We start from the raw sequence: 25,511 nt of genomic DNA, 5'->3' as shown, positions 1-25,511 counted from the left end.
GTCCTGCGGTCGAGACGACGGGCGGGCGGAGGTACACGGGGGTGTCAGGAGCACGGGCGCACACCCTAGGACGGCGACCTGTGCACGGCCGGGCACGCCCCGGCGCGGCGTCGCGCACACCCGAGCCCACACCCGAGCCTCCACACGAGCCCGCACTCGCCGCGTCCCCCGGCCCGGGACGCCGTCCGGAGGTAGGTTGGCCGGTCGTGGAACAACGGGCGCTGGGACGCAGCGGCCTGGTCGTCTCCCGGCTGGCGCTGGGCACCATGACCTGGGGCCGCGACACCGACGAGGACGAGGCGGCGCTGCAGCTCACCTCGTTCGTCGACGCCGGCGGCACGCTCGTCGACACCGCCGACGTCTACTGCGACGGCGAGAGCGAGCGCACCCTGGGCCGGCTGCTGGCCGACGTCGTCCCCCGCTCGGAGCTGCTCGTGGCCACCAAGGCGGTGGGCCGGACGGGGCGCGGGCCGATGGGCCGCGGCGGCTCCCGTGGGCACCTGCTCGCGGCGCTGGACGCCTCGCTGGAGCGCCTCGGCGTCGACCACGTCGACCTGTGGCAGCTGCACGCCTGGGACGAGCACACCCCGGTCGAGGAGACCCTCGCCGCCTGCGACGCCGCCGTGGCCTCCGGCCGGGTGCGCTACGTCGGCGTCAGCAACTTCACCGGCTGGCAGACCGCGCAGGCCGCGACCTGGCAGCGCGCGTGGCCGGGGCGCACGCCGCTGGTGAGCACCCAGGTCGAGTACTCGCTGCTGCAGCGCGGCGTCGAGCGGGAGGTGGTGCCCGCGGCCGAGGCGCTGGGCCTGGGCGTCCTCGCCTGGTCGCCGCTGGGCCGCGGCCTGCTGACCGGCAAGTACCGCTCGGGCACCCCCGACGGGTCCCGCGGCGCGTCCCCGGAGTGGCAGGGTTTCCTCGACGACCTGCGCTCGGCGGTGTCCGAGCGGATCGTCGAGGCGGTGGTGACCGCCGCCGACGGCCTGGGGACGAGCCCGCTGGCCGTGGCGCTGGCCTGGGTGCGCGACCGCCCCGGCGTCGTCGCCCCGGTCGTCGGCGCGCGCACCGCCGAGCAGCTGCAGGCCTCGCTCGACGCCGACGCGGTGCGGCTGCCCGCGGCGATCCGGACGGCGCTGGAGGACGTCTCGGCGCCGCACTTCTCCTACCCCGACCAGAGATCCGCCCGATGAGCACCCCCTCGACCAGCACCGCGCCGTCCCCCACCGCCGGCGACCCGGTCTTCGCCGCCTTCTGCGCCGCGGGCCTGTGGCCGGGGCTGGGCAAGCGCGCCGTCGCCGAGCTGCCGGCCGCCGGCATCACCTCCCCCGACGACGTCACCGCCGCGAAGCTGCTGACGATGCCGCGGGTCGGCAAGCAGCGCGCCGAGCGGCTGTTCTCCTCGTTCCTGTCCGCCCAGCCGACGTACTCCGTCGTCGAGCTGCTGGTGCGCGCCGGGCTGGAGGCGCGGCTGGCGTCCTCGGCGGCCGACACGCTGGGCGACGACGCCGCCCGCCGGCTGCGCGACGACCCGTGGGCGCTGCTCGGCCTGCCCAACGTGAGCCTCACCGACGCCGACCGGCTGGCCATCTCGCTGCTGCCCGGCGCCGACCGGCAGGACACCCGCCGCGGCCGCGCGATCGTCGTCATGACCCTGCGGACGGCGACCCGCGACGGGCACACCGTGCTCCCCGCCGACCTGGTGGTGGCCGCGCTGCACGCCGAGGGCGTCGCCGACCCGGCGGCCGCGATCGTCGCGGCGGTGGAGTCCGGCGAGGTGCTCGACCACGAGCCGCCCGAGCCGGAGTGGGACGAGGAGTCCGGGGAGGAGCCGCCCGAGCCCGATCCGGCGCTGCGGACGCTGTCGCTGGCCCGCTACGGCATGGCCGAGGAGGCCGTCGCCGAGGGCGTGGCGCGGCTGGCGGCCACCGCCGAGCGGATCGCCGACCCCGCCGCCGTCCGGTCGGTGGCCAAGGGCCTCGACGAGGCGCAGAAGGCCGCCGTGGCGCAGGTGCTCGGCGCCGGGGTCTCCCTGCTGACCGGTGGCCCGGGCACCGGCAAGAGCCGCACCGTGGCGGCCGTGGTCGAGCTGCTCATGGCCAGGGGCACCGAGGTGGCGCTGGCCGCGCCCACCGGGCGGGCGGCCAAGCGGCTGGAGGAGCTCACCGACCACCCGGCGACGACGGTGCACCGGCTGCTGGGCGCGCAGGGCTTCGGCGGCGGGTTCGCCCGCACCGAGGAGTGGCCGCTCGACGCCGACGTGGTGGTGGTGGACGAGGCCTCGATGCTCGACGTCGAGCTCACCGCGGCGCTGCTGGAGGCCTGCCCTGACGGCACCCACCTGCTGCTGGTCGGCGACCCCGCGCAGCTGCCCTCGATCGGCCCCGGCCACGTGCTCGGCGACCTCATCGACTCGCGGGCCGTCCCGGTGACGGAGCTGACCACGCTCTACCGGCAGGCCGAGGGCGGGGCGATCGCCCGGCTGGCCGGCGCGGTGCGCACCGGGCAGCTGCCGCCGGTGGACTCCCCCGACCGCGAGGTCGTCGTCGTGCCGGCGTCCGGCAGTGGCGAGGCGGCGCGGCGGGTGGTGCAGCTGGTCACCGACTCGATCCCGCGGGCGCTGGGCATCGAGCCGCGCAACGTGCAGGTGGTGACGCCGGTGCACCGCGGGCCGGCCGGCACCATCGAGCTGAACAAGGCGCTCAAGGACCGGCTCAACCCCGGCGACGGGACGGTGTTCGGCTTCGACGTCGGCGACCGGGTGGTGGCCACCGCCAACCACCTCGACCTCGAACCGGTCGGGTTCGCCAACGGCGAGGTCGGCGTCGTCACCGGCACCGGGGAGGGGTCGCTGACGGTCGACTTCTCCTCCGGGCCGGTGACCGTGACCGGCGACGCGCTGCCCGACCTGCGCCACGGCTGGGCGATCACGGTGCACCGCGCGCAGGGCTCGGAGTGGCCCGGCGTCGTGGTCGTGCTGCCGCCGGAGGCCGGCGGGATGCTCTCGCGGCCGCTGGTCTACACCGCGCTCACGCGGGCGCAGCAGCACCTGTCGATCGTGCACGCCTCGGGGGCGGCGCTGGCCCGGGCGGTGAGGGAGGTCGACGTCCGGCCCCGGCGCACCCGCCTCGCCGCGCTCCTGCAGGAGAACCTGGCGCAGGCATAGCCGAAGGACCCTCCTGCCCCCCACCACTCGCAGGCTCGCGGCGGGCCCCTGCAGGAGGGCCGCCGCACGTCCTGGCCGCCAGCACGTGCGGATGGCTTCCTATGCCTCGTCGCCGGCGGCGCGGAGGGCGCACAGCAGCCGGGACGTCGCCGCGTGCAGCTGGCCGGGGCAGGTCAGCGGCCGCCGGAAGCGCACCCGGACGTCGCGCTGACCGCCCGGCCGCTCGATCCGGAACCGGTAGCCGAACCGGTCGACGCCCAGAGGCCGCACCGTCTCCCCCGGCCCGACGGCGACCCGGCCGCGCAGCGCGGTGAGCACGTCGGGGTGGTCGCGCTCGAGGTGGCGCAGCACCCGCTCCTCGACGGCGGCCAGGGGGTCGGGCCGGGCCGCGGCGAACCCGGCCGGGGACACCTCGGTGCACGCGCCCCCCTCGCGCAGCACCACCTCGGCGAGGTCCAGGCGCAGCAGCGCGGCCGCGCCGCCGACGTCGAGCAGCGCGCCCTCGGGCCGCACCTCGGCGAAGTCCAGCGCGGCGGCGGTGCGCTCGGCCGGCGCCACCGGGGTCAGCCAGCCCGAGAGCCACAGCGTGGCGCGCACCGGGTCGCGCAGCGGCATCGGGGCGCGGTCGCTCACCACCAGCAGCGCCGAGACGTCGGCCCGCCCGTCCAGCGCCGCGGCGACCTCGCCGTCGGAGGGCACCAGCACGAGCACCGACCCGGTCGCCGTGGTGGCGTGCGCGAGCGGCCGGGTCGGCTGGCGGCCGGGCAGGCACAGGGCGGCCGGGAGCCGGGTGGCCGTGGTCCGGGCGCGCTCGGCGGTGCCGGCCACGGACAGGGCCGGGGAACCGGGGCAGGTGGTCAAGGCTCCCCCTCGGGACGGTGACTTAGGACAGCCTAACCACACCCATCTCCGAGGGGAAGCGCCGGGTCAGGCCAGCGGCCCGCTGTTCAGGTCGATCGCTCGCCGTAGCCGCCGGCGCAGCAGCACGACCGCGCCCGCGCCCATGGCGCCGAGGACGACGCTCGTCCAGGGCACGTCCCCGGGCTCCCCGGTCGCGAGGGGGACGACGACGCTGACGACGGCCAGCACGAGCCACCCGGCGCCCACCGCGAGGAGCAGCCGCTGCGCGCGCGTCCCGTCCCGCCACCGCGGACCCAGCCCCGCGATCTCCTGGCGGGCCAGGTCCACGGCAGCCCGGCGCAGGCGCTCGTCGTCGAGCCGCTGCCCCCGAGCCACGGCGGCACGGACCGTCGCCGCCTCCCCGGCCGTGAGCCGGTGGCCGCGCACCAGGTCACCCCAGGGGTCGGGCCCCCGGCCGGGACGCAGCCGCGACCAGAACCGCCGCCGGCCCACCCAGAACGCCAGCAGCGGCAGACCGACGAGCAGCAGCACGATCGAGACGACGGCGGCGGTCACGCCGGCGATCGTCGGCGTCCCGGCCGGTCGGCGCGACGGGCTCGCCCGATCGGGTGCCGCGCGGCGGTGCCACCCCGACCCCGCGCCCTCAGACCTCCCGCTCGTCCTCGTCGAGGGGGACGTCGGCCTGCTGTTCGAGGACGTCGGCCTCGTTCGCGTCGCGGTCGCCGACCGGACCAGGGGTGCCGGCGGCACCGGGCGCGGCGGCCAGCTGCTGCTCCAGCGCGTCGGCCTCGGGGACGGCGTCGCCGATCGCGTCGGCGTCGCCGGCCACCACCGGCGCGGCGGGCTCGAGGAGCGCCTCCTGCTCGGCGCGGTCGGCGTCGTTCGCGGCACCGGGCTCGGTCACGTCGTCCTCCTGCTCGTCGTGCGGTCGGGGTCGCCGCCCATCCTGCCGCCCGGCCGTGGCGGTGGCAGCACCGGAACGCGCGAGGACCGGGGCGGGAACGCGTGGATGACCCGGCCGCACCGGCCGTGGCACGATCGGTCGGGTGGACGGCGCCGACGACTACGAGTACGCGCCGCTGCGGATCCCGCCGGGCACGTCCCGGTCCGCAGCGGCCACCATGCTGAGCCTCCAGGTCGACGTCGGCGGGTGGGAGCTGGCCCGCCTCCAGCTGCACGCGGACGGCACCCGCAGGGCCGTGCTGCGGCGGCGGGCGCGACTGTCCTACCTGCCGATGCCGGTCACCTGACGGACCCCGTCCTCCGGACGGGACCGCTCACGCCACCAGCACGACCTTGCCGGCCGTGCCCCGGTCGGCCAGCGCCGCGAGCGCCTGCGGCGCCCGGTCGAGCGGCAGCACCTGGCCCACGAGCGGGTCGATCGCCCCCGTGGCGACCAGGCCGACCAGCTCGTCGTGGGTCCGCGCGATCACGGCGGGGTCCTTCTCCTCGTACAACCCCCAGTGCAGGCCGACGACGCTGTAGTTCTTGACCAGCGCGTGGTTGGCCGGGGCGTCGGGGATGCGACCGCGGGTGAAGCCGACGACGACCAGCCGGCCCTCGAAGGCGGTGCACCTCCGCGACCGGTCGAACACGTCGCCGCCCACCGGGTCGTAGACGACGTCGGCGCCCTCGCCGCCGGTGAGCTCCTTGACCACGGGGACGAAGTCCTCGGCGGTGTAGTCGATCACGTGGTCGGCGCCCAGCTCGCGGCAGACCTCGACCTTGTGTGCACCGCCCGCGGTGGCGATCACCCGCGCGCCGGCGGCCCTGCCCAGCTGGATCGCCGCCGAGCCGACACCGCCGGCCCCGGCGTGCACGAGCAGCCACTCCCCCGGCTGCAGGTGCGCGCGGCGGTGCAGGCCGACGTGCCGGTCTGGTAGGTGAGGTACAGCGCGGCGGCCTTCTCGTCGGACAGCGAGTCCGGCACCGGCCAGGCGTCGTGGGCGTCCATCAGCGCGTACTCGGCGAAGGCGCCGGGGCCGCCGGCCGGGCCGCCGATCACCCGCCGGCCGTCCTCGGTCTCGCCGCACAGCTCGACACCGGGCGTGTAGGGCAGCGGCGGGCGCTCCTGGTACCGCCCCTGCGCCATGAGCACGTCGGGGAAGTTCAGCGCCGCCGCCCGCACGCGGACCTCGATCTGCCCCTCGCCCGGCGTCGGCTCCTCGACGTCCTCCGGCCGCACGACCTCGGAGGGATCGCCGAGCTCGTGGACCCGCCATGCACGCATGCGCACGACCCTGCCAGAGCCCCGGCGACCCCCTCTCCGCGGCCGAGGGCGGGCGGGCGGGCAGGCAGGCGGGTGGGCGGGCAGGCGGGCCACGATCAGGTTCCCTGATCATGGCGCGTCCTCCCTCACCGTGGGACGTGAGGGAGGAGGCGCTGCGGTGCGGGAGGACGGCGTCAGCGCATCGACGGCGGGCGCAGCGCCTCCGGGACGACGGCGGTCTCGCCGGTCGCCGTCTTCGCGCTCGGCACGCCCTTGAACCGATAGGGCACCGTGCCGACGCCGGGCTGGATGACGTAGGCGGCACCGGGCTCGCCGGCCTCCCAGGCCATGACCATCGCGTCGGCCACCTCGGCGGCGGGGATCACCGGGAACTGCGCGGCCTCGAACTCGTGCCGGATGCGGTCGATGATCGCGGTGTCGGCGAACCCCGGGCAGATCGCCGAGATGGTGGTGCCCTCGCGGGTCAGCCGAGGCGCCATCGAGCGGACGAAGGCGATGGCCCCGCCCTTGGCCACGCTGTAGCCCGGGTCGGTGGCCATCGGCGAGAGGCCGGCCAGTGACGCCGTCACGACGATCGCGCCGCCGCCGGCGCGCTTGATCGCCGGGCGGGCGGCCTGCACGCCGTAGACCACGCCGAACAGGTCGACGTCGACCACGCGCATGAACTCGTCGAGGTCGAGGGCGTCGTCGCTCTTGGCCGCCGAGATGCCGGCGTTGAGGTAGGCGGCGTCCAGGCGCCCGTGCTCGGCCTCGACCTGCGCGACGACGGCCTCGTTCGCGGCGCGGTCGGTGACGTCGAGGGCGAGGAAGTGCGCGCCGAGGTCGTCGGCCACCGACCGGTTGCGCTCGGAGTCGAGGTCGGCGACGACGACGGTGACGTCGCGCCCGCGCAGCTTCTCGGTGAGCGCCCGACCGAAGCCGCCGGTCCCCCCGGTGATCAGCGCGACGGAACCGGGGCCGGGAGGTGTGGGAGAGGTCACCCCGGCATCACACCACGACGGTGTTCCGCATCCTCCGGCCCCACTCCCCTCGCGGGGTGCGCGCTCAGACCGAGCGGAGGAAGCGGTCGAGCACCCGGACGCCGAAGCGCAGCGACTCCACCGGCACCCGCTCGTCGATGCCGTGGAACAGCGAGGCGAAGTCCAGGTCGGCCGGCAGCCGCAGGGGGGAGAAGCCGAAGCAGCGCATGCCGAGGAGCTCGAAGCTCTTGGCGTCGGTGCCGCCGCTCATGGTGAACGGCACGGGGCGGGCGCCGTCGTCCTCCGCCCTCAGCGCGGCGACCATCTGGTCGACCAGCGGGCCGTCGAACGTCGTCTCCACGGCCTGGTCGTGCACCAGCCACTCGCGCTGCACGCCCTCGCCGACCAGCGAGGCCAGCTGCCGCTCGAACTCCTCCTCCTGGCCGTGCAGGAAGCGGCCGTCGACGGTGGCGCTCGCCGTGCCGGGGATGACGTTGGCCTTGTAGCCGGCGTCGAGCATCGTGGGGTTGGCGGTGTTGCGCAGGGCCGCGCCGATCATCCGGCTGATGCTGCCGAGGCGGGCGAGCGCCTCCTCGGGGGAGTCGGGGTCGATCTCGATGCCGTAGGCGTCCTCGACGGCGGCGAGGAACTGCCGCATCGGCGGGGTGAGCACGGTCGGCAGCCGGGTGGAGCCGATGCGGGCGACGGCCTGGCAGAGCCGGGTGACGGCGTTGTCGTCGTGGACGAACGAGCCGTGCCCGGGCCGGCCCCCGGCGGTCAGCCGCATCCAGGCCAGGCCCTTCTCCGCCGTCTGCACCAGGTAGAGGCGCAGGTCGTCGCGGACGGTGATGCTGAACCCGCCCACCTCGCTGATCGCCTCGGTGCAGCCCTCGAACAGGTCGGGGTGCTCCTCGACGAGGAACCGGGCGCCGAGCCGGCCGCCGGCCTCCTCGTCGGCGACGAAGGCCAGGACGACGTCGCGCGGGGGCCGGACGCCGGCGCGGGCCCACTCGCGCACGAGCGCCAGGACCATCGCGTCCATGTCCTTCATGTCGACGGCGCCGCGGCCCCAGACGTAGCCGTCGCGCTCCTCGCCGGAGAACGGGTGGACGCTCCACTCGGCCGGGTCGGCGGGGACGACGTCGAGGTGGCCGTGCACCAGCAGCGCCGGGCGGCCCGGTTCGGCGCCGGGGATGCGGGCGACCAGGCTGGCCCTCCCCCGCTCCGACTCGTGGACGACGCTGTCGATGCCGACCTCGTCGAGCTTGCCGGCCACCCACTCGGCGGCGCGGCGCTCTCCGGCGCTGGTGGCGGTGTCGCCGGTGTTGGTGCTGTCGATCCGGATGAGGTCGGACAGCAGCTCGGCGACCTCGTCCTGGGCGCGCGGCGCGGGCGTCGTCTCGGACATGCCGCCGATGGTGCCACCGCCCCCGCCGGTCACCCCGCCGGGTGAGCCCCACTGGACCCGGTCGACACCGCTGCCGATGCAGAGGCCATGGAGATGCCGGCGGCGCTGCGAGCGCGGGACCCGGAGGCGGCGGCGCACTCGTCGACGCTGATCCTCTCGGTCTGCGCGGCGGTCGTCGCCGGCTTCGCGCTCGCCGTGCAGAACGGGGCGGGCGTCGTCGTCCTGGCCGCCCACGCGGCCGTCGTCGCCGTCCTGCTCGCCGGCGCCGCCGCGTGCCGGCTGGTGACGCCGGAGCGCTACGACCGGCTGGGCCTGGGGATGTCGACGGCGCTGGGCGGGGTCGTGGCGATCAGCGCGCTCAACCTGGTCACCCGCGACGCCTCGGCCGCCGCCCAGGCGTTCTTCGTCTTCCCGGTGCTCTGGGCGGGGTCGCACCTGCGGCCCACCGGCATCGCCGTGGCGACGTCGGTCGCCGTCGGGGGTGAGGCCGTCACCCTCTTCGCCCTCACCCCGCCGGCCGGGGCGCTCGTCGACCTGGGCACCTTCGGGGCGGTGCTGGCGGTGCTGGCGGTCATGCTGGTCCGCAGCGGCCGGGTGCAGGAGCGGCTGGTGGCCGCCCTGCGCGAGCAGGCCCGCGTCGACGCGCTGACCGGGCTGGTCAACCGGCGGGTGTTCGACGAGGCGCTGGCCGGGGCGCGCAGCCGGCGGACAGCGGCGGGCACCGCGCTGCTGCTGCTCGACGTCGACACCTTCAAGCAGATCAACGACGCGCACGGGCACCCGGTGGGCGACGCCGTCCTCGTGCACCTGGCCGGGATCCTGCGCGAGCAGGTGCGCAGCGACGACGCGGTGCTCTCCCGGCTCGGCGGGGACGAGCTCGCCGTCCTGCTGCCGGACTGCCCGCCGTCGGTGGCCGCCGAGCGCGCCCGGCTCGTGCACGACGCCGTCCGCGCGACGCCGCTACAGCTGCCCGACGGCACCCTGCTGGCGCTCTCGGTGAGCATGGGGGTGGCGCACACCACCGACCAGGCGACCGACCTGCACGGCCTGTACTCGGCGGCCGACCAGGCGTTGTACGAGGCCAAGCGGGCCGGCCGGGGACGCGTGGCGCTCGCCTCACCCCCTGCGGCTCGCGCGGCCGTGGCCGTGCAGGGGCTGCGCGAACCGGCGCCGACGGTCGGGTAAGCTCTGCTCCGCACTCGTCCGGGTGGCGGAATGGCAGACGCGCTAGCTTGAGGTGCTAGTGCCCTTTATCGGGCGTGGGGGTTCAAGTCCCCCCTCGGACACCGAGTTGAACCCCCACGGCCATCAGGTCGGTGGGGATTCACTTGTCTCAACTATCGGCACGCTCGTCTGATGCCTGAACACCGGCACGGACGAGCCAGCTCGCCAGGCGGACGGGAAGTTTCGAAGCGTCCGCCCTGCTTGTAGCGCCTGGTGCATGGCACGGTCGCGGTCATGACGTCGCCTGCCACCTCACCGAGCGCCACGCTCACCGCCCGTGCCCATGCTCGACCCACACCGCGCTCTGAGGTCGTGCAGATCTCGACCGAGGCCCATGTCGCCCGCTCGGTCCCGCCGCTGCTGGAGGACGTCTGGACGGTCGCACCGTGACGCCCCCGCTCGGCCCGACCCTCGAGCACCGGGTGAGCCGCGCGACCCGCTACATCGAGCAGCAGCTCGACACCGCGGGCACCGCCACCTGGGAGGACACCCGGAAGCATCTCGCGATGACCCTCGGCATCGCGCCGGCACTCACCATCGATCCCGTCCTGCGGGCCGTGATCGACCTCGAGTCGACCGGCGCGCTCGCCCACGACCTCGAGACCGAGGAGTACCGGCGGGCTCGACCGACCGACCCGCGGGAGGCGCCGCTCGCCGAGGTCGTCGATGCCGTGCTCGCCCTCGGCTGGCCGACCAAGGCTGACGGTGGGCACCGGACGATCTACCAGACCTTCGTGGCGCTCGGCGGCAGGTACCGGCACGCCGACGTCTACCAGGCGATGCACGAGCGGCTCAAGGGGCGAGAGCTCGAGCTGTACGCCATGAAGTGCTGGCGCGCCCGCGGCGAGCTGGCACTCGCAGCCACCCGACTCGCGGACCCGGACACCACCGTCGCGCAAGCTCTCGCCGACGAGAGGAGGCTCGAGGCCCACCTCGTCGCCTCCTACATCGCGACGCTCGGCTACAGGCCGAGGCTCGAGTACCGGATCGGGAGGGAGGGGGGCACGGACCTCGTCGCAGACATCTACGACGAGCGTCGCCGCCTGATCGTCGAGGCGAAAGCCACCGTCGAGGGACTGTTCCCGGCGATCGGGCAGGTGCACCGGTACCGATACCTCGTGAACCTCGCCGCCGACCGGACGCTCGTGGACCGAGTAGCCGTACTGCTGCCCGGCGAACCGTCCCAAGGCGACCTCTCATGCGCCGCGTCGATGTACCTGGATCTCGACGTGATCTGGCAGGACGGCGAAGATTTCGAGCACCGAGTGCTCAAGTGACCACGGTGGCACGGTCATCGTTGCCACATGGACCCCTCGGGGGGACGGCTGACCGAGGTTTCCGCCGGGCCGCATCGTGCCCGACTACCAGACGAGCCGCGACACCCGACCGCGCCACCTGTGCGGGCAACCTCACCCGGGGTTCGCGCCGGGGTCACTGCGGGCGCCCGCTCACCTCGCGCCCTCCGCACGCTGACCGTGTTCGAATGACACCTAACTGTGTCCTGGCCGCGCGTCGTGGTGGGACGCGGCGGCCCACGCCCGGCATGATCGTCCGGTGTCGACGGTATTGACCAGCGTGCCCGCCAGCAACGTAACCGCAGGCACGACCTGCCACCGGCACGATCGGGCGCTGGCGCCGGGCGCCTTGGACTTCAGCGCATCCGGGCACCTCTACGCCACGCACGGTCTGCACGCGTTCGCCGCGCGCCTGCCACCACCCCTGGCCCAGTGGGCGGTGCAGAGCTTCACCGATCCCGGCGACTACGTCCTGGACGTGATGTGCGGTTCGGGAACCACGCTGGTGGAGGGATTGCTCGCCGGTCGGCATGCCTGGGGGGTCGACATCGATCCTCTCGCGCGACTGATCGCTCGGACCAAGGCGACACCGCTGCCCGCCGACCGGATCGTGGCCCTGGCGGACGCAGTCGAGCGGCGCCTGGCCGACTCCGGCGTGGAGGACTCGTGGCGTCCGAACCTTCCCCGGCTGGAGTACTGGTTCCGCGAGGACGTATCTGCCGACCTGGCCCGTGTGAAGAGCGTGATCGCCGAGGCCACGGCGCCGGAGTCCGCCCTGCGGAACCTGGCCTGGACGGTGTTCTCCTCACTGATCGTCGCCCGCACGTCGGTCGCCAACGCGCGCGATCTGGTGCATTCCCGCCACCACTTTCGCGAATGGACCACGAACCCCGACGTCCCGGGGCGGTTTGTCCGACAGCTGCGGAGGGCTGCGGGCATGATGCAGGACCTGGCCCGCCGGCTCCCCGACGGGCCAGCAGTCACCGTTCGGCTGGCCGGAACCGACGCACGCGCACTCACCATCCCCGACGGGGCGGTGGACCTGACGTTCTTCTCGCCGCCCTACGTCTCCGCGCTGGACTATCCACGGGCCCACGCGTTCGCCGTCGCCTGGCTGTCCGATGTCCTGGAAGTGGACATCGACCAGTACCGCATGGACGCGCGGCGCTACATCGGCACCGACCGGGCAGCGCTTGCGCAGGCCACCGCCGCCCGACCGCTGCCGCCATCCACCGGTTGGCCGCAGGTGGACGAGGTGGTCCACCGCCTCGCGGCGGCGCCCGCGAAGGCCTGGACGGTGCACCGCTACTTCCGAGACATGGCCGCCGTCCTCGCCGAATGCGCACGGGTCACCCGCCCCGGCGGCCACGTCGTCATCGTGGTCTGCCCGTCCAACATTCGCCGGGTCCGGGTCGAGACACATGACGTCTTCGCCTCGTTGGCCCCGCTGGTCTCCGGTGGCCGCCTGGCGGTCGAGGACACCTACTCTCGGACCATTCACGACCACCGGCGGGTCATGCCCTACCTGGAACACGCCTTCGGTGAGCGGATGCGCACCGAGTACGTGATCGTGGCCCGCCGCACGGCCGCCGATGGCGGGACCGGCATCGGCTAGTCAACCATCCGGAGCTTGGCGGGGGTCGCGTCGACGGCCACCAGCAGCGGGCGGGTCATCGAGGTGAAGGTGACAATCGCCTGACCCGGCGCCAAGCCGGGCAGCCGCTGCCACAGCGCATCATCGATGCCGGCGATCGACGAGCGGAGACGGCTGATCGTGGTCGCATCGCTGATCTTGTGCAGCACGAAGTTGTTGACTAGGCCCAGCACCTGACGCGGCAGATGCTGGGGCAACTGGGTGACGAAGACCAGCGACAGCCAGCGCTTGCGGCCCCGCTTGGCGATCCGAGCCACCTGCTGAAAAAGGTTGGGCATCGCGGTGATCCGCTCCTCGGAGAGGAACTCGTGCGCCTCCTCGATGATGATCACGGTCTTGGTCAGCGTGGCTCCCCCAGGTCGCTGGCTGGCCTGGTAGTGCTCGTCCTGCCTGCGCTGCGTGCCGCGCAGCAGGTCGGCGATGACCAGGTTGTTCAGCAGCGGGCTATCCGTGTCGGACAGATCGAAGATGGACACCCGGCCGGGCTGCAGCAGCGCGTCGTAGTCCAGTGGTGTCGCGTCGGCGTGGTCAAAGACGTTGAGCCGCATCAGCCGCCCGACCTTGCCCAGCAGCGCCCGCCAGGACATCACGTGGTCGGCGGTCACGCTTTGGACGCGGTCGAGCACCTTCTTCTTATCCGCGCCCCGGAATTCGGGTGACCGCAGGTAGACGGCGGCGGGATCCTCCTTGCCGACCTTGGCGTGGATCAACGCGATGACGTCGTAGAGGTGGGCCAGGCGCATGCGGGGATAGCCGGTGTCGAACTCGTCGAGCTCGATGCTGACCCGCTTGTCGTCGGGATGGTCTGGGCGCGGAAAGACGCCGAGGTCCTGCATGACGTGCTTGGTGGTGTCGTACGCCTTCTCGAAGCGCTGCTTCTGCGCCTCGTTGAGGTCGAGCAGCTCCTCCACGACGAAAGGCGACATCGTGTTGAACCTCAAGGTGAAGGGCACCACATCGCCGTGGTCCGGGTTGGAGGTCTCCTTGCCGACCAGGGTGTAGATGCGGGTCCGCGGTGTCCCCTCCGGGCGTTGGCCCCGCTGGGCGAGCGCCGCCAGCATCGTCGGGTCCTCCGTCGGCTCGTTGATCTGGGTGTATTCCCCTTCGGTGTCCAGTAGAATGACCGCGTAGTCGTCTGCGGCGGCCTCTCGGATCAGGCGGCTTACCGTGGTCGACTTGCCGCCGCCGGTGGTGCCCAGCACGCCGGTGTGGCGCGGCAGCACACTCTTGCGGTCTCCGGGGATCTTGACCTCGATGTGCTCATCGCCTGCGGCGACGCCGAGCAGCATGCTGCCCTCGACGTGGAGGATCGCCGCCTTCTCTGCGGACGGGAGCACGAACACGGGGCTGTTGGGCAGCGGCCGCAGGCGTGGCGGAACGAGCGTGCCCGAGGGCAGCTGTTCCCCAATCAGCTCCACTTGCACCCGACCGTGGTAGCGGGGCATGAAGGTTGCGCCGCGTACCGCCGTGGTGACGATCGCCGGCGTGTCAGCGCGCAACCCGTCGGGTTCCGCGAACGGGCCGGCCACGACGATGCCCAAGTAGCGGCGACCGTCGGGCTGGCTGTCGATGCGCACCAGCGCCTGGGCCGGAACCTGCTGCACGGCGTCGGTGGGCAGCAGCACGGTGACGCTGTTGTCCTTGGCCCCGGGAGTGTCGAACATGGTCCGTCCGACGCTGCCGCGGTAGGCCTCGGGCTCGTTCCAGGCGGGCAGCGCACGTAGCTCGGCGATGCGATCGTCCTCCGGGGCGTGGTCGCCGGGGGCCGCGGTGGGCTCGTCTGTCATGTCACTTCTCCCTGGTGGTTCGTTCGGGCAGGTAACGCAGGGGTTCGCCGTGCTGGCGGTAGGCCGAGGCGACGGCGTCATCGAAGGTCTCGGCGCCGAACATCGCCTGGCAGGCTCGGTCGGCCAGGTCGATGGACAACGGGAAGCCTCGGTGCTCCTGCAGCAGCGAGTCGGCGATTGCGATGTGCGCCGCCTCGTGCACATGGTTGACGTGGGCGAAGAATGGGGTGGCAGGCGAGTGCGCGGAGGCCCGGTACACCCCGACGGCGATCTGCTGGCCGATGTCGTCCACGAAGCTGTCGGCCTGGCGCTTGTACTCCGGGTGGTAGCGACCGTTGCCCACGATCTGCCGCATGGCCTGGTCCGCGGTGCGGATGACGGCGTACTCGGCCGGCCCGAGCGCGTCGCCGATGGTCAGCAACAGGCGGTCCTTGATGGCGGATGGCACGAAGACGAACTGCTGATAGCCCACCAGGTCGCGCAACACCTGCAGCGACTGCGTCAGCAGCGCCATGTTGCCCGAGCCGGTCAGCAGCTCGTACGGGGTGATGTTGCCGTGTCCCATCCGCCAGGCGGCCGTGGATCGGTGCAGCAGTGTGGCCCGCTCGGCGTAGGTCATGATGCCCCGACGGGCCAGCTCGGAGAGGGTGTCCCGCTTGTCGGGGACACCGGTGGCGGCCCGGTCCTTGCGCCGGGCCAGCAGCTCTTTCGCCTCTTCCACCGGATCCGGGCCCACCGTACGCAGGTCACGGCGGAACAGGCGCTGGGACAGCGCGAGCTCGTCCCCCTGGTAGGAGACGAGGCACACCCCGATCTGGGTGACCGTCAACAGCAGCGTGTCGTGGGTGATCGACGTCCCGTCACAGGTGTCAAGCCGGCCGCTGAAAAGGACCTTGCGGTGGACCTCCTCGAGGTCAGCGGGCTTGGCTTGGTGGACTCCGGCCTCGGCCGGTGCGTCCTCCGCCTGTCGAAGCAGCGGAAAGATGCTGGTGCGCACCACGTCTTGGATCCGCCGCTCCTGCTCCACCGCCGGACCGACCTCGGCTTCGAGCCGTTGGTACAGCGCGCCGAGGTCGACTCCCGTCTCCCAGGTGCTCAGGTCCAGGGTGCGCTCGATGGGTTCGCCGGTGGCCGACTTGAACTCGTCGTCGGCGATTAGCGGCTGCCTGTCGGTCTCCTCGGGACGGCCGGGCTGGCTCATGTCCGGCTCCGGCTCGGCGCCCGGGCAGGCTGGCGGTCGAGGTCCATGAACTTCCCTTCCGGCCCCGTCCCCCGAGTACGACATGGCCGGGGAGAAAACGTGGCTGAGGATCGGCGGTCTCCGGTCACGGCTGCGGACGGTCGGGGTCGGTGGCGTCGGCGTTGTCCTCGAATCGGCTGGGCGGGGTCAGGCCGATGGCGTCGAAGAACGTGCCTGCCGGGCGTGGCCGAAGACGCCGAACGTGATTGGCGTAGCGGGTGGCGGCCCCGTGCGGGATGCCAAAGCGTCGCCGGAGCAGGTCCGCGACGTCGCGGTCGTCGACCGGACCCGCCTCGCGCAGCACGGATCGCAATGGGGCGAGCAGCTCCAGGGCGAAGCGTTCGGCCCGATCTTCCACCTCAGCAGTGCTGTTGGACAGGTGGCCGCCGTGGGCGTCCCGCTCTAGCACGTGGGTGTGGAAGCCGACCGGAATGTCGGCCAGCAACGCGTCGAAGCGCTCGGCGTCGGTGGGCGCACGCACGCCGTCGAGAACGTCGAGCAGTTCCGGCCGTCGACGGGCCACATCCTCGCGGGGCACCAGATAGTCCAACAGGAAGTGCCCCACCTCGTGGGCCAGGGTCAGCCGGCGTTCGTCGTCGGCATCGGTGCGGTCGACGAAGATGACGCCCAGTCCGCCGAGCGCGACCAGGCAGCCGCGAAGTGGACGATCGACGACGGCGTCCATCGCAGGCAGATTCCGGCGCTGCAACCAGTCACCGAGGCTGCGGACGGTGAGTCCTTCCATCTCAATGATGGCCACCGGAAGATTGATCAGGATGGGGAGGAGAAGCTCCCGAGGACGTGTCCCCGGCTCCCCGTCGTCGCCCCAAAAGCGGTCCACGGCGGAACTGAGCCACCCGGGCAGCAGCGTCGGCACGCCCGCCGGTTCCTCAAAGACGGTCTGTTCGGCGGCGTGGTCGCGGGCAGCGGTCAGCATGCCCGAGGAGGCGGGCGTGTCCCGCTGCCGGGCGGCCAGCACCGAGACAACCTCGGTGGCCCGGAGGATGTTGGCCACCGTCTCTGGGCGCACTCCGCTTCGGGCGGCGATAGCGGTCACGTCGTCCGCGTAATGGTCGGATCGAGGACGCCGGCACAGGCTGAATGGCAGAAGCTGTTCCTCGGGCACCGCAAAGTCTTGGGCTGGCTCGGCCAGGGTCAGTCGGCGATAGCGGTCCAGTTCGTAGGCCATGAATCCGGGAACGGTGCGAAGCCTGGCTGCCGTGCGGGCCAGCATCGCTGGGTTACTCATCGCGCTTGTCCAATCCGAGGCGCCGTAGACGCTGCATGATCCGGTCCTTGTGACGTCGCACCGCCCGCGCCCGTTCATCGGGCGGCAAATCGAGCAGCTGGAGCACCTTGGCCGCCTCGTCCGTGGAACGGGAACCTTCCACGCACATCAGCCAAATCAGTTGGCGGTCGCGTTCCTCGGGGAACGCGTCCGCTACTGCCGTCAGCACCGTCGACTTCGTGAGGCTGGGCACTGTGTCGAATGAGGGGATGTGGTCACCGATAGCGCTGGGAGCTTTTTCATCGGTGGCGTCGGAGACGAGCGACGATTCGACCAACCATGCACGTTCGAACCGTTTCTGTGGAGATGCGTATGCGTTGAGCAAGTCGCCGTGCGCCTGCATCACGAGCCATGTGAGCAGGGCCGAGCGCGTCGGGTCGTAGCGGTCGGGCGCCTGCAGGTAGCCGACGAGAACTTCCACGGCAGCATCGCCGCAGGCCTCCGCGTAGTCCGGCCCCGGCCACTTGAGGCGCAGCCGAAACGTCAGCGGTTCGAGCAGCTCGGCCGCGTCGAGGGACGCGGTCGGATCACCACGCAGCAGCCTGCGATGAATCTCCAGCGCCTGCTGCTGCAGATCGGGCCCAGCGGCCACGGTCACCGCCTTCCACGCGGGCTGCCACAGGTGGCCGAGAACAGCGGACTCACGGGTGACCAGCGTGGCGGTGACCGGATCGAGGGTCAATGCGGCTCGCCACCGGGCGACTACGCGGTGCGGTCGGCCCGGGCGGGCGACAGGGCCGCCTCGATGCGATCGAGTGCGAGCGCAACCTCGGCGTGGAGTTCGGCCAGGTGGCCGCCCGCTTCGTCGATCTTTCTGACTGCGGCCGTATGGGCGCGCTTGATGCTGCTCAAACGGTCCAGTCCCCGGCGCGCCTGGTCGATGAGTCTCCCGATCAGTTCTAGGTCCAGGTCCTGCCCGGTGGAGCGGCGGCTGCGCTGCACAATTCACCGTGCCCAGGCGCACGCCAGTCGCAGCGCGGTCGGATCGGCATGCGTCTTGTCGTAGACGACGATCGCCCGATCATCGAAGACACCGAAAGGTGCACCGGTGGGACAGTTCTCGATGCTGGAAAAGACACCGATCGCGGCGCTGGCCTCACGGTTGTCCGCGGCACGTCGAAGTTCGGCCAACGCTGCGGTCAGGCTCAGCCGGCGATCCTTGCATTCGAGGACGTAACCACCCGACAGCCCTCCAAGGCTGTCGGGATCGACCTGAACCACGATGTCGCCAACCCGGCCACCGCCCGTCCCCTGCAGCCGTCCGACGCCCTCGGCCACGTCGCCGCGTTCGGCGGCGAGGGAGGTGACCGCCACGGTGACCTGATCCTCGAAGGCCATGCCTTTCACGGCACTGCGCTCAAGCGCGACCGCGGTGGCGGCGGCAGCCGCCTTGTCACTCGAAATCTGTTCAGCCAAGCGGGCCACGGCGTCGAGGACCGTCGCTACCTGATCGCGAACGCCGGCGAGCACGCGGGACAAGGGGCTGTCATCGGCCTCCGGATTAAGAAGGCGGCGAGTGGCGGACAGCTGCCGATCGGACGCCTCGCGCAGCACCTTGTCGAGGTTCCCGAAAGCGCCGTCCGTGTACTGCGGGTCGAAGGTTCGCGCAAGCAGCGACGAGATGTCAGCCTTCCACGATCCCAACGTCGCCGAGATACCACGTTCGGGGTGATCCAGCACGTCGGCAGCGGTGCCCCGAACTCGGGCATCCGCGCCGTCAATGAAGTCCCGCAACTGCCGCTCCAGTGCGGCGAAGGATTGTTCGACCACCGCGGTATCGACGGTTACCTGAGCTATCGCGAGTGCTCGCGCGCCGGTGGACAGGGTGCGCTGCACGACCCCCTCGGGATCATCCGCGCCGTCCACGAGGGCGACTAGGTCGCGGTCCGAGCAGGAGATTTCTCGGATGTAGAGGGAGCTGCCGGCCACGGTCACCGTCGGTCGGGACACTGAAGCAAGGTGAGCGGTCATCGACCTGCCTTCCGTTGTGACTGCCGCCGAGCCGGCGGCGTCACCACCTCCTTCCGGAGCCGGACTCGGATGACGACACAACTGGACAGATCGCACGTCAGGCGGGCGGGTCAGGTCGAGCGCGATCGTGCCGATCCCGACGGTCAGCGGATTCCTGGCCACTCCGCCGAGCCGACTCTCCGCGAAGGCCAGGTGGGTAAACCCGAGACCGTGGCAGTTCCGGTGATCGTGGTCATGATCGTGGTCGACCCCGGCAGAGTTACAAGGTCGCTGAGGGCCCTGCGCGCAGGGCCTCCAGCTGAGGCGCTCGAAGCCACGGAACCCGATCTTAACGGCGTGGCAGCCGACATCGCCGTCCTTCGTGCCGCTCCCGCCGGGCAGGCCCGGCTCGACGAAGCAGCGGCGCTGGTCAAACCAGGCTCTGTCGCCCTGGCAGACCCGCTTCGGGCCGGCCCCGACTACGAGGTTGCGGCCAACCTGCACGACCGGGCGATGATCCGCGCCCCGCCGGGACAACCAGACCAAGCCCGGATTGGCTCCAGACGCCTTGGCCCATCAAGCGTCGCCTGCTCGGCGAGGACCACCCGGTGATGCGGATCATCAACTAGTCATCCGGGCAAGCGTGTGCGGAAGTACCGTGTCGCCCCTCGGACACAGCATCGCCCCGGTGTTCCTGCAGGTCACAAGCCCGGGGCGCGTTCATGTCTCGGCCTCTGGGGCCTTCGTGATACCACCTTGATACTTCCCGGCGCTCTGGTCAGCCGTCGAGCATCGCGGCGAACCGCTCGGCCGCCTCGCGGCCCATGCTCGGGTGCACGTGCTGGTAGACGGTGAGCGTGATGGTGGCGCTGATGATCTGGCTGGCCGTCCTGCCCACCCTGACCGTGCTCAATATCGGCCTGAGCAGCCTGCTCGCCGACACCCCGGTCGTGCTGCGCACCGTCATCGTCGCGATAATCGCCGTCCCGATCGTGATGTACGGGCTGATGCCCCGCCTGCACCGACTCCGGACCCGGCTGCTGGCCAGCCCGCCCGCCCGCTGACCGCGGACGTGGCACCGGAGCGGCCGGACGTCCTTGTTCGGTCAACCTTCGTGAGGACTGGAGGATCGCCGGAAGCCAGGACGCAGGCCCCACGGGATGCGGGGGTCTCCAACCGCCGGACTGGGGCAGCACCGCAAGCCGCTCCCCCACCATCGGCTGAACAGGGTGACCGATTGAACAGGGTGACCGATCCGTCTGCACGGACGGCCCCCTCAGTTGCAGGCTGTCGCCAACCTCGACCGACAGCGGCCACTCTTGCAGGGCTGCGAATGGGCCAGTTGCTCGCCAGGCGCATCAGGCGTCGGAGGCCCGGACTAGGCCCTGTTTGAGAAGTTGCTCGGGGGCTGGGGGCGGCGTGTCGGTGCCGGAGAAAAGGCGAGGTCTCCGGTAGAGGGATCAACGACCAAGAAGACCCTCACCACGGAGACCTCGTGGACGGCACCCTACCCGCCGGTGCCCGCCATGACCTGACCGACGAGCAGTGGGCGATCCTCGCCTCGCTGCTGGAGTCGCTGCTCCCGGTCGGCAGGAAGCCCGGCAGACCCCGGAAATGGACCCTGCGCCAGCTCGTCGACGGCATCCGCTTCCGCACCCGGACCGGTTGCCCGTGGCGGGACGTGCCCGAGCGCTACGGCACCTGGCAGAGCATCTACGGACTGTTCCGCGCCTGGCAGCTGGCCGGCCGGTGGACCGCGATCCTCACCGGACTACGGGCGCTGGGCGAGGAGGCCGGAGGAATCGAGTGGGTGGTGTCGGTGGACTCCACGGTCAACCGGGCGCATCAGCACGCCGCCGGCGCCCGCCGTCATCCCGAAGCCCAGCGCACTCCGCCGGCCGGGGAGCCGCCCGATCACGCGCTGGGCCGCTCCCGCGGTGGCTTGTCGACGAAGGTGCACCTGGCCGTCGAGGCCGGCCGCAAGACGCTGGCCACCGCGCTCACCCCCGGGCAGGCGGCCGACAGCCCGCAGTTCACCACCGTGCTCGAGCGGATCGGGGTGCCACACCGCACCGGTCCGGGTCGCCCGCGCACCCGACCGGATCGGGTGCTGGCCGACAAGGCCTACTCCAGCCGGGCCAACCGCGCCTATCTGCGCCGCCGCGGCATCCCGGCGACCATCCCGGTCAAGGCCGACCAGCAGGCCAACCGGCGCAAGAAGGGCTCCGCCGGCGGTCGACCGCCGACGTTCGACCCGGCCCGCTACCGGCAGCGGCATGCCGTCGAATGCGGGATCAACCTGCACAAACAGCACCGCGGCTTCGCTACCCGCTACGACAAGCTCGCCGTCCGCTACGAGGCCACCGTCCAGATCAGCGACATCGACATCTGGCTGCGCGACCTTTCAAACAGGGCCTAACAGGCAAGTACGCGGACGCCGATCCGGTACTCGAACCGGCGCTCGAGTACTGGACGAGTCAGCCAGCCGGTGCCAATCATTGCGGCCCAACGTGCATCTCGGTGTCCCGCGCCGGGTCTGATGGAGGCTCTCATTCGCCGGAAGGATGAGAGTCATGGCGGCACCGAGGAAGTACCCCGACGAACTGCGTGAGCGGGCGACCCGAATGGCGGTGGAGGCCCGGCGGGACCCAGCGACCCGCGCCGGGGCGCTCGCCCGGATCGGTAAGCAGTTGGGCATCAACCCCGAGACGCTGCGCAACTGGGTCACCCAGGTTGAGATTGACGGCGGCGTCCGCCCCGGCACCACGACCGACGACGCGGCTCGGATCGCCGAGCTGGAACGGGAGAACCGTGAGCTGCGCCGGGCGAACGAGATCCTCAAGACCGCGTCGGCGTTTTTCGCCCAGGCGGAGCTCGACCGCCGACTGAAGTGATCGTCGACTACCTCGACGCCCACAAGGACGAGTTCGGGGTTGAGCCGGTCTGCGCCGTGTTGAAGGACTCCGGCGTGCAGATCGCCCCGCGCACCTACTACGCCGTCAAGACCCGCCCGCCCTCTGCTCGGTCGATCAGCGACGTGGCGACCACACGGGAGATCGAGCGGGTGCACGCGGAGAACCTCGGCGTCTACGGCACCCGCAAGATGCACGCCGAGCTGCGCCGGCAAGGCCATCCGGTGGCCCGCTGCACCGTCGCCCGGCTGATGAAGGCCGCGAACCTGCGAGGGATCAGCCGGGCCAAGGGGCCGCGCACCACCGTGCCCGGCTCCGGGCCGGACACCCGCCCGGACCTGGTCGACCGCGCGTTCACCGCGACCGCGCCGGCCCAATTGTGGGTCGCCGACATCACCTACTGCCGAACCTTCGCTGGCTGGGTGTACGCCGCCTTCGTCATCGACGTGCACTCCCGCCACGTGGTCGGCTGGCAGCTGTCGAAGTCGCTGCGCACCGACCTGGCCCTCGATGCCCTGGAGATGGGCCTGTGGTCCCGACGCGACGCGCGGCGCCGACTCTCATCACAGGAACCTTCGACGGTGTCAGCGACGATGCTCCTGTGACTTTCCCCGTCGACGCCTGCACCTGCTCGTCGTCAGCCCTGGATGCAGGCTGGCCGCGTCCCCGCAACTGCCAAGGGCTTCCCACTCTCTACATCCAGAACGATCCCCACAACTTTGTGGGCAACTTCAACGGCGACCGGCGTCGCGAATGCGTGCGCTTGCGCAAGTGCCAGATCTGCGGAGCAGTGCTCGACGACCGCCCCTTCGGTCTACCGAGCGGCGGTCGATGCAACGCCGCGGCAGGTTTCAACCAGGACACCTTGCTTCATGAGCGGTGTCTTGGCTTGGCGCTGCGCCACTGTCCGAAGCTCGAGGAGTGGCGTCAGGGGGACCACCTCACAGTGCTCCGCGAGCCAGCCGGCGTCCAGTACACGTTCACCGACACGGTATTCGACACCGTGATCGACCACTGGAGTGTGAAATGGGAGGTCGTCCATCGTCAGCGGTCTAGGGCAACGGCGCCCTCCGACGCCGGAGCGCCTTCAATCGGCTCCCTCCTTGGCCGCACAGTGCAGCCACCTTCGAGCGCGCCCGTCAACCTTGCACCGCGCTTCGCGAAAACCGAGCCGTCGCTCCCCTCGGGCCTCCTCCGGCGCCTGTGGCACCGCACCACCCGCCGACGCTGACCCATCCGTCGATCGGGTTGGTAGGTGCAGAGGTGTCTCCTCCAAGCGGCAGGGATCCCCCACCGGGTTAGATCCGCCAATCGGCGTGGCGGCGAGCATCACGCAGCGTCATCTGAGCTGATCGACACCGTGCATAGTTGGGCGAGTGGGCGCCACATCAGGGTCGGGACTACGTGCGTATGTAGCATCTAGCCCCGCCGGTACGGGCGCTGTGCATGCTCGATGAGGAGCCGCACCTAATAGCCGAGCGCCCGGAGCTGCTCCTGCTGGCCGACAAGGGCTACATCTCCGCCGAGCTCGACGACTACCTACACGCCCGCGGCGCCGATCTGCTGCTCCCGTCGCTGCGCCACTGCACGCCTCGCCCCGGTCAGGCCCTGCTCGCCCCGATCCGCCAGCTCATCGGGTCGGTCTACGACACCCTCAAAGGCTAACTCGACCCAAAACTGCACGGCGGCCGCACGATCACCGGCGTGGCCACCCGAGTCGCCCAGCGCTTGATGGCGCTCACCGCCGCCATCTGGCACAACTGCGCCACCGGCCTGCCCGTCACCCGATCACTGATCGCCTACGACCACTGACCGACTTCGGACTCATTCGTCTAGATGCTGACGCGTGGTTCGAGTGGACGGTGACCGCAAGAAATTACGGAGACATCAGGCACCGCACTACCGGGAAAGGTCCGGACCCGAGCTACGGCGGGTGCGCCGAGCGGTAACTTGTCGCCTCGGCATTCGGGGGCTGACATTAAGCCCAGCCAGCCTATGAATTGAGTCGACTGCACGATTCATCGCCTTCTCGTTGGCAGCGGCGACGTAAACAACGTTCTCGAACGATTGGACTTCTATCATGGCTTCGAGATCACGTTCGATTTCACGCAACGCGGATCGCTGATCAGCAAGCGAGGCGGCCACCTCGGCTGGGATGGCGAATCGGGCGATGAAGCGAAGCCGGGGATCAGTCGCCTCGGGGTTGTGGATAAACTCCACGCCTCCTGTAGGCATAAGGGACGCGAAACTCCGATGGCTCAGCTTCGCCCGCAGGCTCGATTCCTCCTGCTTGCTAAGCCGCCTAGTCTTCTTGACCTCAGGGGGAACGACCTCTGGTGGATTGGATCGCATACTCGACTCCGGATCCGGCGGCGGAACGGCGGTTGACGGCCCGGAAGGCTCAGCCTCCGTCGGTATCGCGCTAGGCTCGACTTCCGTCGGTTCCACGACTGGCGTCGCCGCGCCGTCATTCCAGTCCACGGGGACCGTCCGCTTGTCCTTCACCGACCCACGGGCGATCAACAGGGCCTCTCGAGCCTGCTTGTGTGCCTCTTGCCTGCGTCCAAGCTCTCCTGGGAGCCGGAGGAAGCCCCAGCCGGTCACCCGGGTCATCAATTCGTCGCTCGTCGCTTCGTCGCTCGTCGCTTTCTCGCTCATCGAAGCTCCCGTCAGCCCAGCAGCATTGAGAGCGCCGCCGTCGCACCAGTGAACACCGCAGCAAGGAGCTGCGCCCACATGGTAAAAATGATCTTGGTAACGACCGCCTGGTTGACGTTACGCGCAGCGATTGTAGCCTGGCGAAGCTCGAAAAGCTGGTGAGCGTCGCTCCAGCTCCCCTGGAGTGCTGATTGTTGAACCTTCGCGTAGTCCGGCTCCTCGAAACGGTCGAGGATCACCGTCACAAGCAGGGTCAGTAAAACCGTCAGGCTAAGTGCAACACTCGATACCCAGTCCCAGCCCGAAGGCTTCTCACCTTCCTGCAGGGCCGACGCTAAGAGACTGCCGGCGAGGGCTGCGGCGAAGGTGGCGACAAGCTTGGCGTCGTCTGCCGTCGCCCGTTGAGTAGCCAGTTGCTGCTGCGCGTAGGCCTCCAGCCACTCCTCTGAGGTCGTCGCCACCTAGTCGACGCTAGCCTCGCCTTCGGTTTAACAGAAGCGGCTCTGTCCCAGCCGCAATTTCAATCAGGCGACCTCAGCCTCAGTTGAACCACCTCCGTCGAGTCCCTCCCAGACGTCGTGGGGCCGGTCACACGGCCGGGTCGCTCGTGGGCTCGGGCAGCGTGACGCGCCTCGGACACCGATGACGGCTCACCGCCACCCGACGAGTCGTGTGCGTATGTAGCGAGTCGCCCCTCGGACACAGGATCGCCCCGGTCTTCTGCAGGTCAGGAGCCCGGGGCGTGGTCATGCAGGGCTCCGGAGCACCCAGGCCATCACCCGGCGGCTGTGCTGCCGGACCGCCTTCGCGCAGCCGCACCCAGTCGCGCCACATACGGGCGACACCGGTGCTCATCGCCGGCCTCCTGGTCGCCATGTCGGGCGC

Annotated in this window: 27 protein-coding genes, 1 tRNA gene, 1 pseudogene and 1 other annotated feature; of the genes and pseudogenes, 14 read left to right on the top strand and 15 right to left on the bottom strand. The window is 71.3% G+C overall.

From position 1 onward, the window contains the following. Window positions 1-206 precede the first annotated feature (206 nt). Complete coding sequence (locus ACWIZO_RS20340; protein WP_448639447.1) at window positions 207-1,187, top strand: aldo/keto reductase; 981 nt, start codon at window positions 207-209, stop codon at window positions 1,185-1,187. After that, window positions 1,184-3,160 carry an AAA family ATPase gene (locus tag ACWIZO_RS20335; protein ID WP_448639446.1) on the top strand — a complete coding sequence of 659 codons (1,977 nt, stop codon included), beginning with the start codon at window positions 1,184-1,186 and terminating at the stop codon, window positions 3,158-3,160. Before ACWIZO_RS20340 ends, ACWIZO_RS20335 begins: the two co-directional genes overlap by 4 nt. Before the next feature lie 99 nt (window positions 3,161-3,259). On the opposite strand, the gene ACWIZO_RS20330 is transcribed toward ACWIZO_RS20335, so the two are convergent. The 3 genes from ACWIZO_RS20330 to ACWIZO_RS20320 form a co-directional block, all read right to left on the bottom strand. Further along, window positions 3,260-4,021, bottom strand: coding sequence for a DUF2470 domain-containing protein (locus tag ACWIZO_RS20330; protein WP_448639445.1), 762 nt, complete (start codon window positions 4,019-4,021; stop codon window positions 3,260-3,262). A 66-nt stretch (window positions 4,022-4,087) separates the two neighbouring features. Then, window positions 4,088-4,576 (bottom strand): hypothetical protein, encoded by a 489-nt coding sequence (locus ACWIZO_RS20325; protein WP_448639444.1) that lies wholly within the window; start codon window positions 4,574-4,576, stop codon window positions 4,088-4,090. Between the two features lie 88 nt (window positions 4,577-4,664). Beyond that, window positions 4,665-4,925 (bottom strand): hypothetical protein, encoded by a 261-nt coding sequence (locus tag ACWIZO_RS20320; RefSeq protein ID WP_446760547.1) that lies wholly within the window; start codon window positions 4,923-4,925, stop codon window positions 4,665-4,667. Window positions 4,926-5,067: 142 nt separating this feature from the next. Here ACWIZO_RS20320 and ACWIZO_RS20315 point away from each other — a divergent pair, with 142 nt between their 5' ends. After that, entirely contained in the window at window positions 5,068-5,271 is a 204-nt protein-coding gene (locus tag ACWIZO_RS20315; protein WP_091107896.1) for a DUF5703 family protein, read from the top strand. Window positions 5,272-5,298: 27 nt separating this feature from the next. On the opposite strand, the gene ACWIZO_RS20310 is transcribed toward ACWIZO_RS20315, so the two are convergent. From ACWIZO_RS20310 to ACWIZO_RS20295, 4 genes are all read right to left on the bottom strand, one after another. Further along, on the bottom strand, window positions 5,299-5,841 hold the full coding sequence (locus ACWIZO_RS20310) for a zinc-binding dehydrogenase (protein ID WP_448639443.1): 543 nt from the start codon (window positions 5,839-5,841) through the stop codon (window positions 5,299-5,301). Next, window positions 5,772-6,251 carry an alcohol dehydrogenase catalytic domain-containing protein gene (locus ACWIZO_RS20305; RefSeq protein WP_448639442.1) on the bottom strand — a complete coding sequence of 160 codons (480 nt, stop codon included), beginning with the start codon at window positions 6,249-6,251 and terminating at the stop codon, window positions 5,772-5,774. The genes ACWIZO_RS20310 and ACWIZO_RS20305 overlap by 70 nt, the downstream gene beginning before the upstream one ends. Window positions 6,252-6,424: 173 nt before the next feature. After that, window positions 6,425-7,231: an SDR family oxidoreductase gene (locus ACWIZO_RS20300; protein ID WP_448639441.1), complete on the bottom strand. Its 807-nt coding sequence runs from the start codon at window positions 7,229-7,231 to the stop codon at window positions 6,425-6,427. 64 nt (window positions 7,232-7,295) lie between these two features. After that, window positions 7,296-8,618 carry a M20/M25/M40 family metallo-hydrolase gene (locus ACWIZO_RS20295; protein WP_448639440.1) on the bottom strand — a complete coding sequence of 441 codons (1,323 nt, stop codon included), beginning with the start codon at window positions 8,616-8,618 and terminating at the stop codon, window positions 7,296-7,298. Window positions 8,619-8,705: 87 nt separating this feature from the next. Between ACWIZO_RS20295 and ACWIZO_RS20290 the strand changes: the two genes are divergently transcribed. The 5 genes from ACWIZO_RS20290 to ACWIZO_RS20270 all read left to right on the top strand — a co-directional run bounded on the left by ACWIZO_RS20290 (window position 8,706) and on the right by ACWIZO_RS20270 (window position 12,752). Continuing rightward, the gene (locus ACWIZO_RS20290; protein WP_448639439.1) at window positions 8,706-9,803 is read left to right on the top strand and encodes a GGDEF domain-containing protein; all 1,098 of its coding nucleotides are present in this window, start codon (window positions 8,706-8,708) and stop codon (window positions 9,801-9,803) included. A 16-nt stretch (window positions 9,804-9,819) separates the two neighbouring features. Further along, window positions 9,820-9,904 (top strand) — tRNA-Leu (locus ACWIZO_RS20285). 172 nt (window positions 9,905-10,076) lie between these two features. Continuing rightward, the gene (locus ACWIZO_RS20280) at window positions 10,077-10,232 is read left to right on the top strand and encodes a hypothetical protein (RefSeq protein ID WP_448639438.1); all 156 of its coding nucleotides are present in this window, start codon (window positions 10,077-10,079) and stop codon (window positions 10,230-10,232) included. Further along, a complete protein-coding gene (locus ACWIZO_RS20275; RefSeq protein WP_448639437.1) occupies window positions 10,229-11,119 on the top strand; it encodes a hypothetical protein in 891 nt (296 codons plus the stop codon). Before ACWIZO_RS20280 ends, ACWIZO_RS20275 begins: the two co-directional genes overlap by 4 nt. A 277-nt stretch (window positions 11,120-11,396) precedes the next feature. Further along, window positions 11,397-12,752, top strand: coding sequence for a DNA methyltransferase (locus ACWIZO_RS20270; RefSeq protein ID WP_448639436.1), 1,356 nt, complete (start codon window positions 11,397-11,399; stop codon window positions 12,750-12,752). On the opposite strand, the gene ACWIZO_RS20265 is transcribed toward ACWIZO_RS20270, so the two are convergent. From ACWIZO_RS20265 to ACWIZO_RS20240, 6 genes are all read right to left on the bottom strand, one after another. After that, a complete protein-coding gene (locus ACWIZO_RS20265) occupies window positions 12,749-14,578 on the bottom strand; it encodes an ATP-binding protein (RefSeq protein WP_448639435.1) in 1,830 nt (609 codons plus the stop codon). The two genes, ACWIZO_RS20270 and ACWIZO_RS20265, sit on opposite strands and share 4 nt — an antisense overlap. Window position 14,579: 1 nt before the next feature. After that, window positions 14,580-15,779: a hypothetical protein gene (locus tag ACWIZO_RS20260; protein WP_448639434.1), complete on the bottom strand. Its 1,200-nt coding sequence runs from the start codon at window positions 15,777-15,779 to the stop codon at window positions 14,580-14,582. A 124-nt stretch (window positions 15,780-15,903) separates the two neighbouring features. After that, the gene (locus ACWIZO_RS20255; RefSeq protein ID WP_448639433.1) at window positions 15,904-17,007 is read right to left on the bottom strand and encodes an ImmA/IrrE family metallo-endopeptidase; all 1,104 of its coding nucleotides are present in this window, start codon (window positions 17,005-17,007) and stop codon (window positions 15,904-15,906) included. 52 nt (window positions 17,008-17,059) lie between these two features. Continuing rightward, window positions 17,060-17,788 (bottom strand): hypothetical protein, encoded by a 729-nt coding sequence (locus ACWIZO_RS20250; protein ID WP_448639432.1) that lies wholly within the window; start codon window positions 17,786-17,788, stop codon window positions 17,060-17,062. A gap of 20 nt (window positions 17,789-17,808) precedes the next feature. Beyond that, window positions 17,809-18,048, bottom strand: a complete 240-nt coding sequence (locus tag ACWIZO_RS20245; protein WP_448639431.1) for a hypothetical protein — start codon at window positions 18,046-18,048, stop codon at window positions 17,809-17,811. Window positions 18,049-18,051: 3 nt separating this feature from the next. Further along, entirely contained in the window at window positions 18,052-19,560 is a 1,509-nt protein-coding gene (locus ACWIZO_RS20240) for a hypothetical protein (RefSeq protein ID WP_448639430.1), read from the bottom strand. A 368-nt stretch (window positions 19,561-19,928) separates the two neighbouring features. Between ACWIZO_RS20240 and ACWIZO_RS20235 the strand changes: the two genes are divergently transcribed. From ACWIZO_RS20235 to ACWIZO_RS20210, 6 genes and pseudogenes are all read left to right on the top strand, one after another. Then, window positions 19,929-20,120: a hypothetical protein gene (locus tag ACWIZO_RS20235; protein WP_448639429.1), complete on the top strand. Its 192-nt coding sequence runs from the start codon at window positions 19,929-19,931 to the stop codon at window positions 20,118-20,120. 431 nt (window positions 20,121-20,551) lie between these two features. After that, window positions 20,552-21,475, top strand: a complete 924-nt coding sequence (locus tag ACWIZO_RS20230; RefSeq protein WP_448639428.1) for an IS5 family transposase — start codon at window positions 20,552-20,554, stop codon at window positions 21,473-21,475. A 154-nt stretch (window positions 21,476-21,629) separates the two neighbouring features. Then, window positions 21,630-21,950: a transposase gene (locus ACWIZO_RS20225; protein WP_448639427.1), complete on the top strand. Its 321-nt coding sequence runs from the start codon at window positions 21,630-21,632 to the stop codon at window positions 21,948-21,950. After that, window positions 21,908-22,039: a sequence feature (AL1L pseudoknot), on the top strand. Its footprint overlaps the gene before it by 43 nt. Continuing rightward, complete coding sequence (locus tag ACWIZO_RS20220; protein WP_448639426.1) at window positions 21,947-22,573, top strand: IS3 family transposase; 627 nt, start codon at window positions 21,947-21,949, stop codon at window positions 22,571-22,573. It overlaps the preceding feature by 93 nt. The genes ACWIZO_RS20225 and ACWIZO_RS20220 overlap by 4 nt, the downstream gene beginning before the upstream one ends. Then, window positions 22,570-23,199: a hypothetical protein gene (locus ACWIZO_RS20215; protein WP_448639425.1), complete on the top strand. Its 630-nt coding sequence runs from the start codon at window positions 22,570-22,572 to the stop codon at window positions 23,197-23,199. Before ACWIZO_RS20220 ends, ACWIZO_RS20215 begins: the two co-directional genes overlap by 4 nt. A gap of 236 nt (window positions 23,200-23,435) precedes the next feature. Continuing rightward, window positions 23,436-23,780: pseudogene (locus ACWIZO_RS20210) on the top strand (IS982 family transposase); the annotation flags it as partial. Between the two features lie 87 nt (window positions 23,781-23,867). Here the strand turns inward: ACWIZO_RS20210 and ACWIZO_RS20205 are convergent. Together ACWIZO_RS20205 and ACWIZO_RS20200 are read right to left on the bottom strand one after the other, a co-directional pair. Beyond that, the gene (locus tag ACWIZO_RS20205) at window positions 23,868-24,626 is read right to left on the bottom strand and encodes a hypothetical protein (protein ID WP_448639424.1); all 759 of its coding nucleotides are present in this window, start codon (window positions 24,624-24,626) and stop codon (window positions 23,868-23,870) included. 11 nt (window positions 24,627-24,637) lie between these two features. Then, entirely contained in the window at window positions 24,638-25,087 is a 450-nt protein-coding gene (locus tag ACWIZO_RS20200; RefSeq protein ID WP_448639423.1) for a hypothetical protein, read from the bottom strand. Window positions 25,088-25,511 lie beyond the last annotated feature (424 nt).

The organism is Geodermatophilus sp. URMC 63, assembly GCF_053502565.1.
The sequence above is the reverse complement of the archived record's forward strand: the minus strand, read 5'-3'. Positions and strand labels throughout refer to the sequence as shown.

Bases quoted from the DNA above. Each gene is read 5' to 3' on its own strand.
- ACWIZO_RS20265 (WP_448639435.1), bottom strand. From the start codon at position 14,578: ATGACAGACGAGCCCACCGCGGCCCCCGGCGACCACGCCCCGGAGGAC.
- ACWIZO_RS20305 (WP_448639442.1), bottom strand. From the start codon at position 6,251: ATGCGTGCATGGCGGGTCCACGAGCTCGGCGATCCCTCCGAGGTCGTG.
- ACWIZO_RS20290 (WP_448639439.1), top strand. From the start codon at position 8,706: ATGGAGATGCCGGCGGCGCTGCGAGCGCGGGACCCGGAGGCGGCGGCG.
- ACWIZO_RS20280 (WP_448639438.1), top strand. From the start codon at position 10,077: ATGACGTCGCCTGCCACCTCACCGAGCGCCACGCTCACCGCCCGTGCC.
- ACWIZO_RS20260 (WP_448639434.1), bottom strand. From the start codon at position 15,779: ATGAGCCAGCCCGGCCGTCCCGAGGAGACCGACAGGCAGCCGCTAATC.
- ACWIZO_RS20335 (WP_448639446.1), top strand. From the start codon at position 1,184: ATGAGCACCCCCTCGACCAGCACCGCGCCGTCCCCCACCGCCGGCGAC.
- ACWIZO_RS20225 (WP_448639427.1), top strand. From the start codon at position 21,630: ATGGCGGCACCGAGGAAGTACCCCGACGAACTGCGTGAGCGGGCGACC.
- ACWIZO_RS20295 (WP_448639440.1), bottom strand. From the start codon at position 8,618: ATGTCCGAGACGACGCCCGCGCCGCGCGCCCAGGACGAGGTCGCCGAG.
- ACWIZO_RS20235 (WP_448639429.1), top strand. From the start codon at position 19,929: ATGATCTGGCTGGCCGTCCTGCCCACCCTGACCGTGCTCAATATCGGC.
- ACWIZO_RS20255 (WP_448639433.1), bottom strand. From the start codon at position 17,007: ATGGCCTACGAACTGGACCGCTATCGCCGACTGACCCTGGCCGAGCCA.
- ACWIZO_RS20205 (WP_448639424.1), bottom strand. From the start codon at position 24,626: ATGAGCGAGAAAGCGACGAGCGACGAAGCGACGAGCGACGAATTGATG.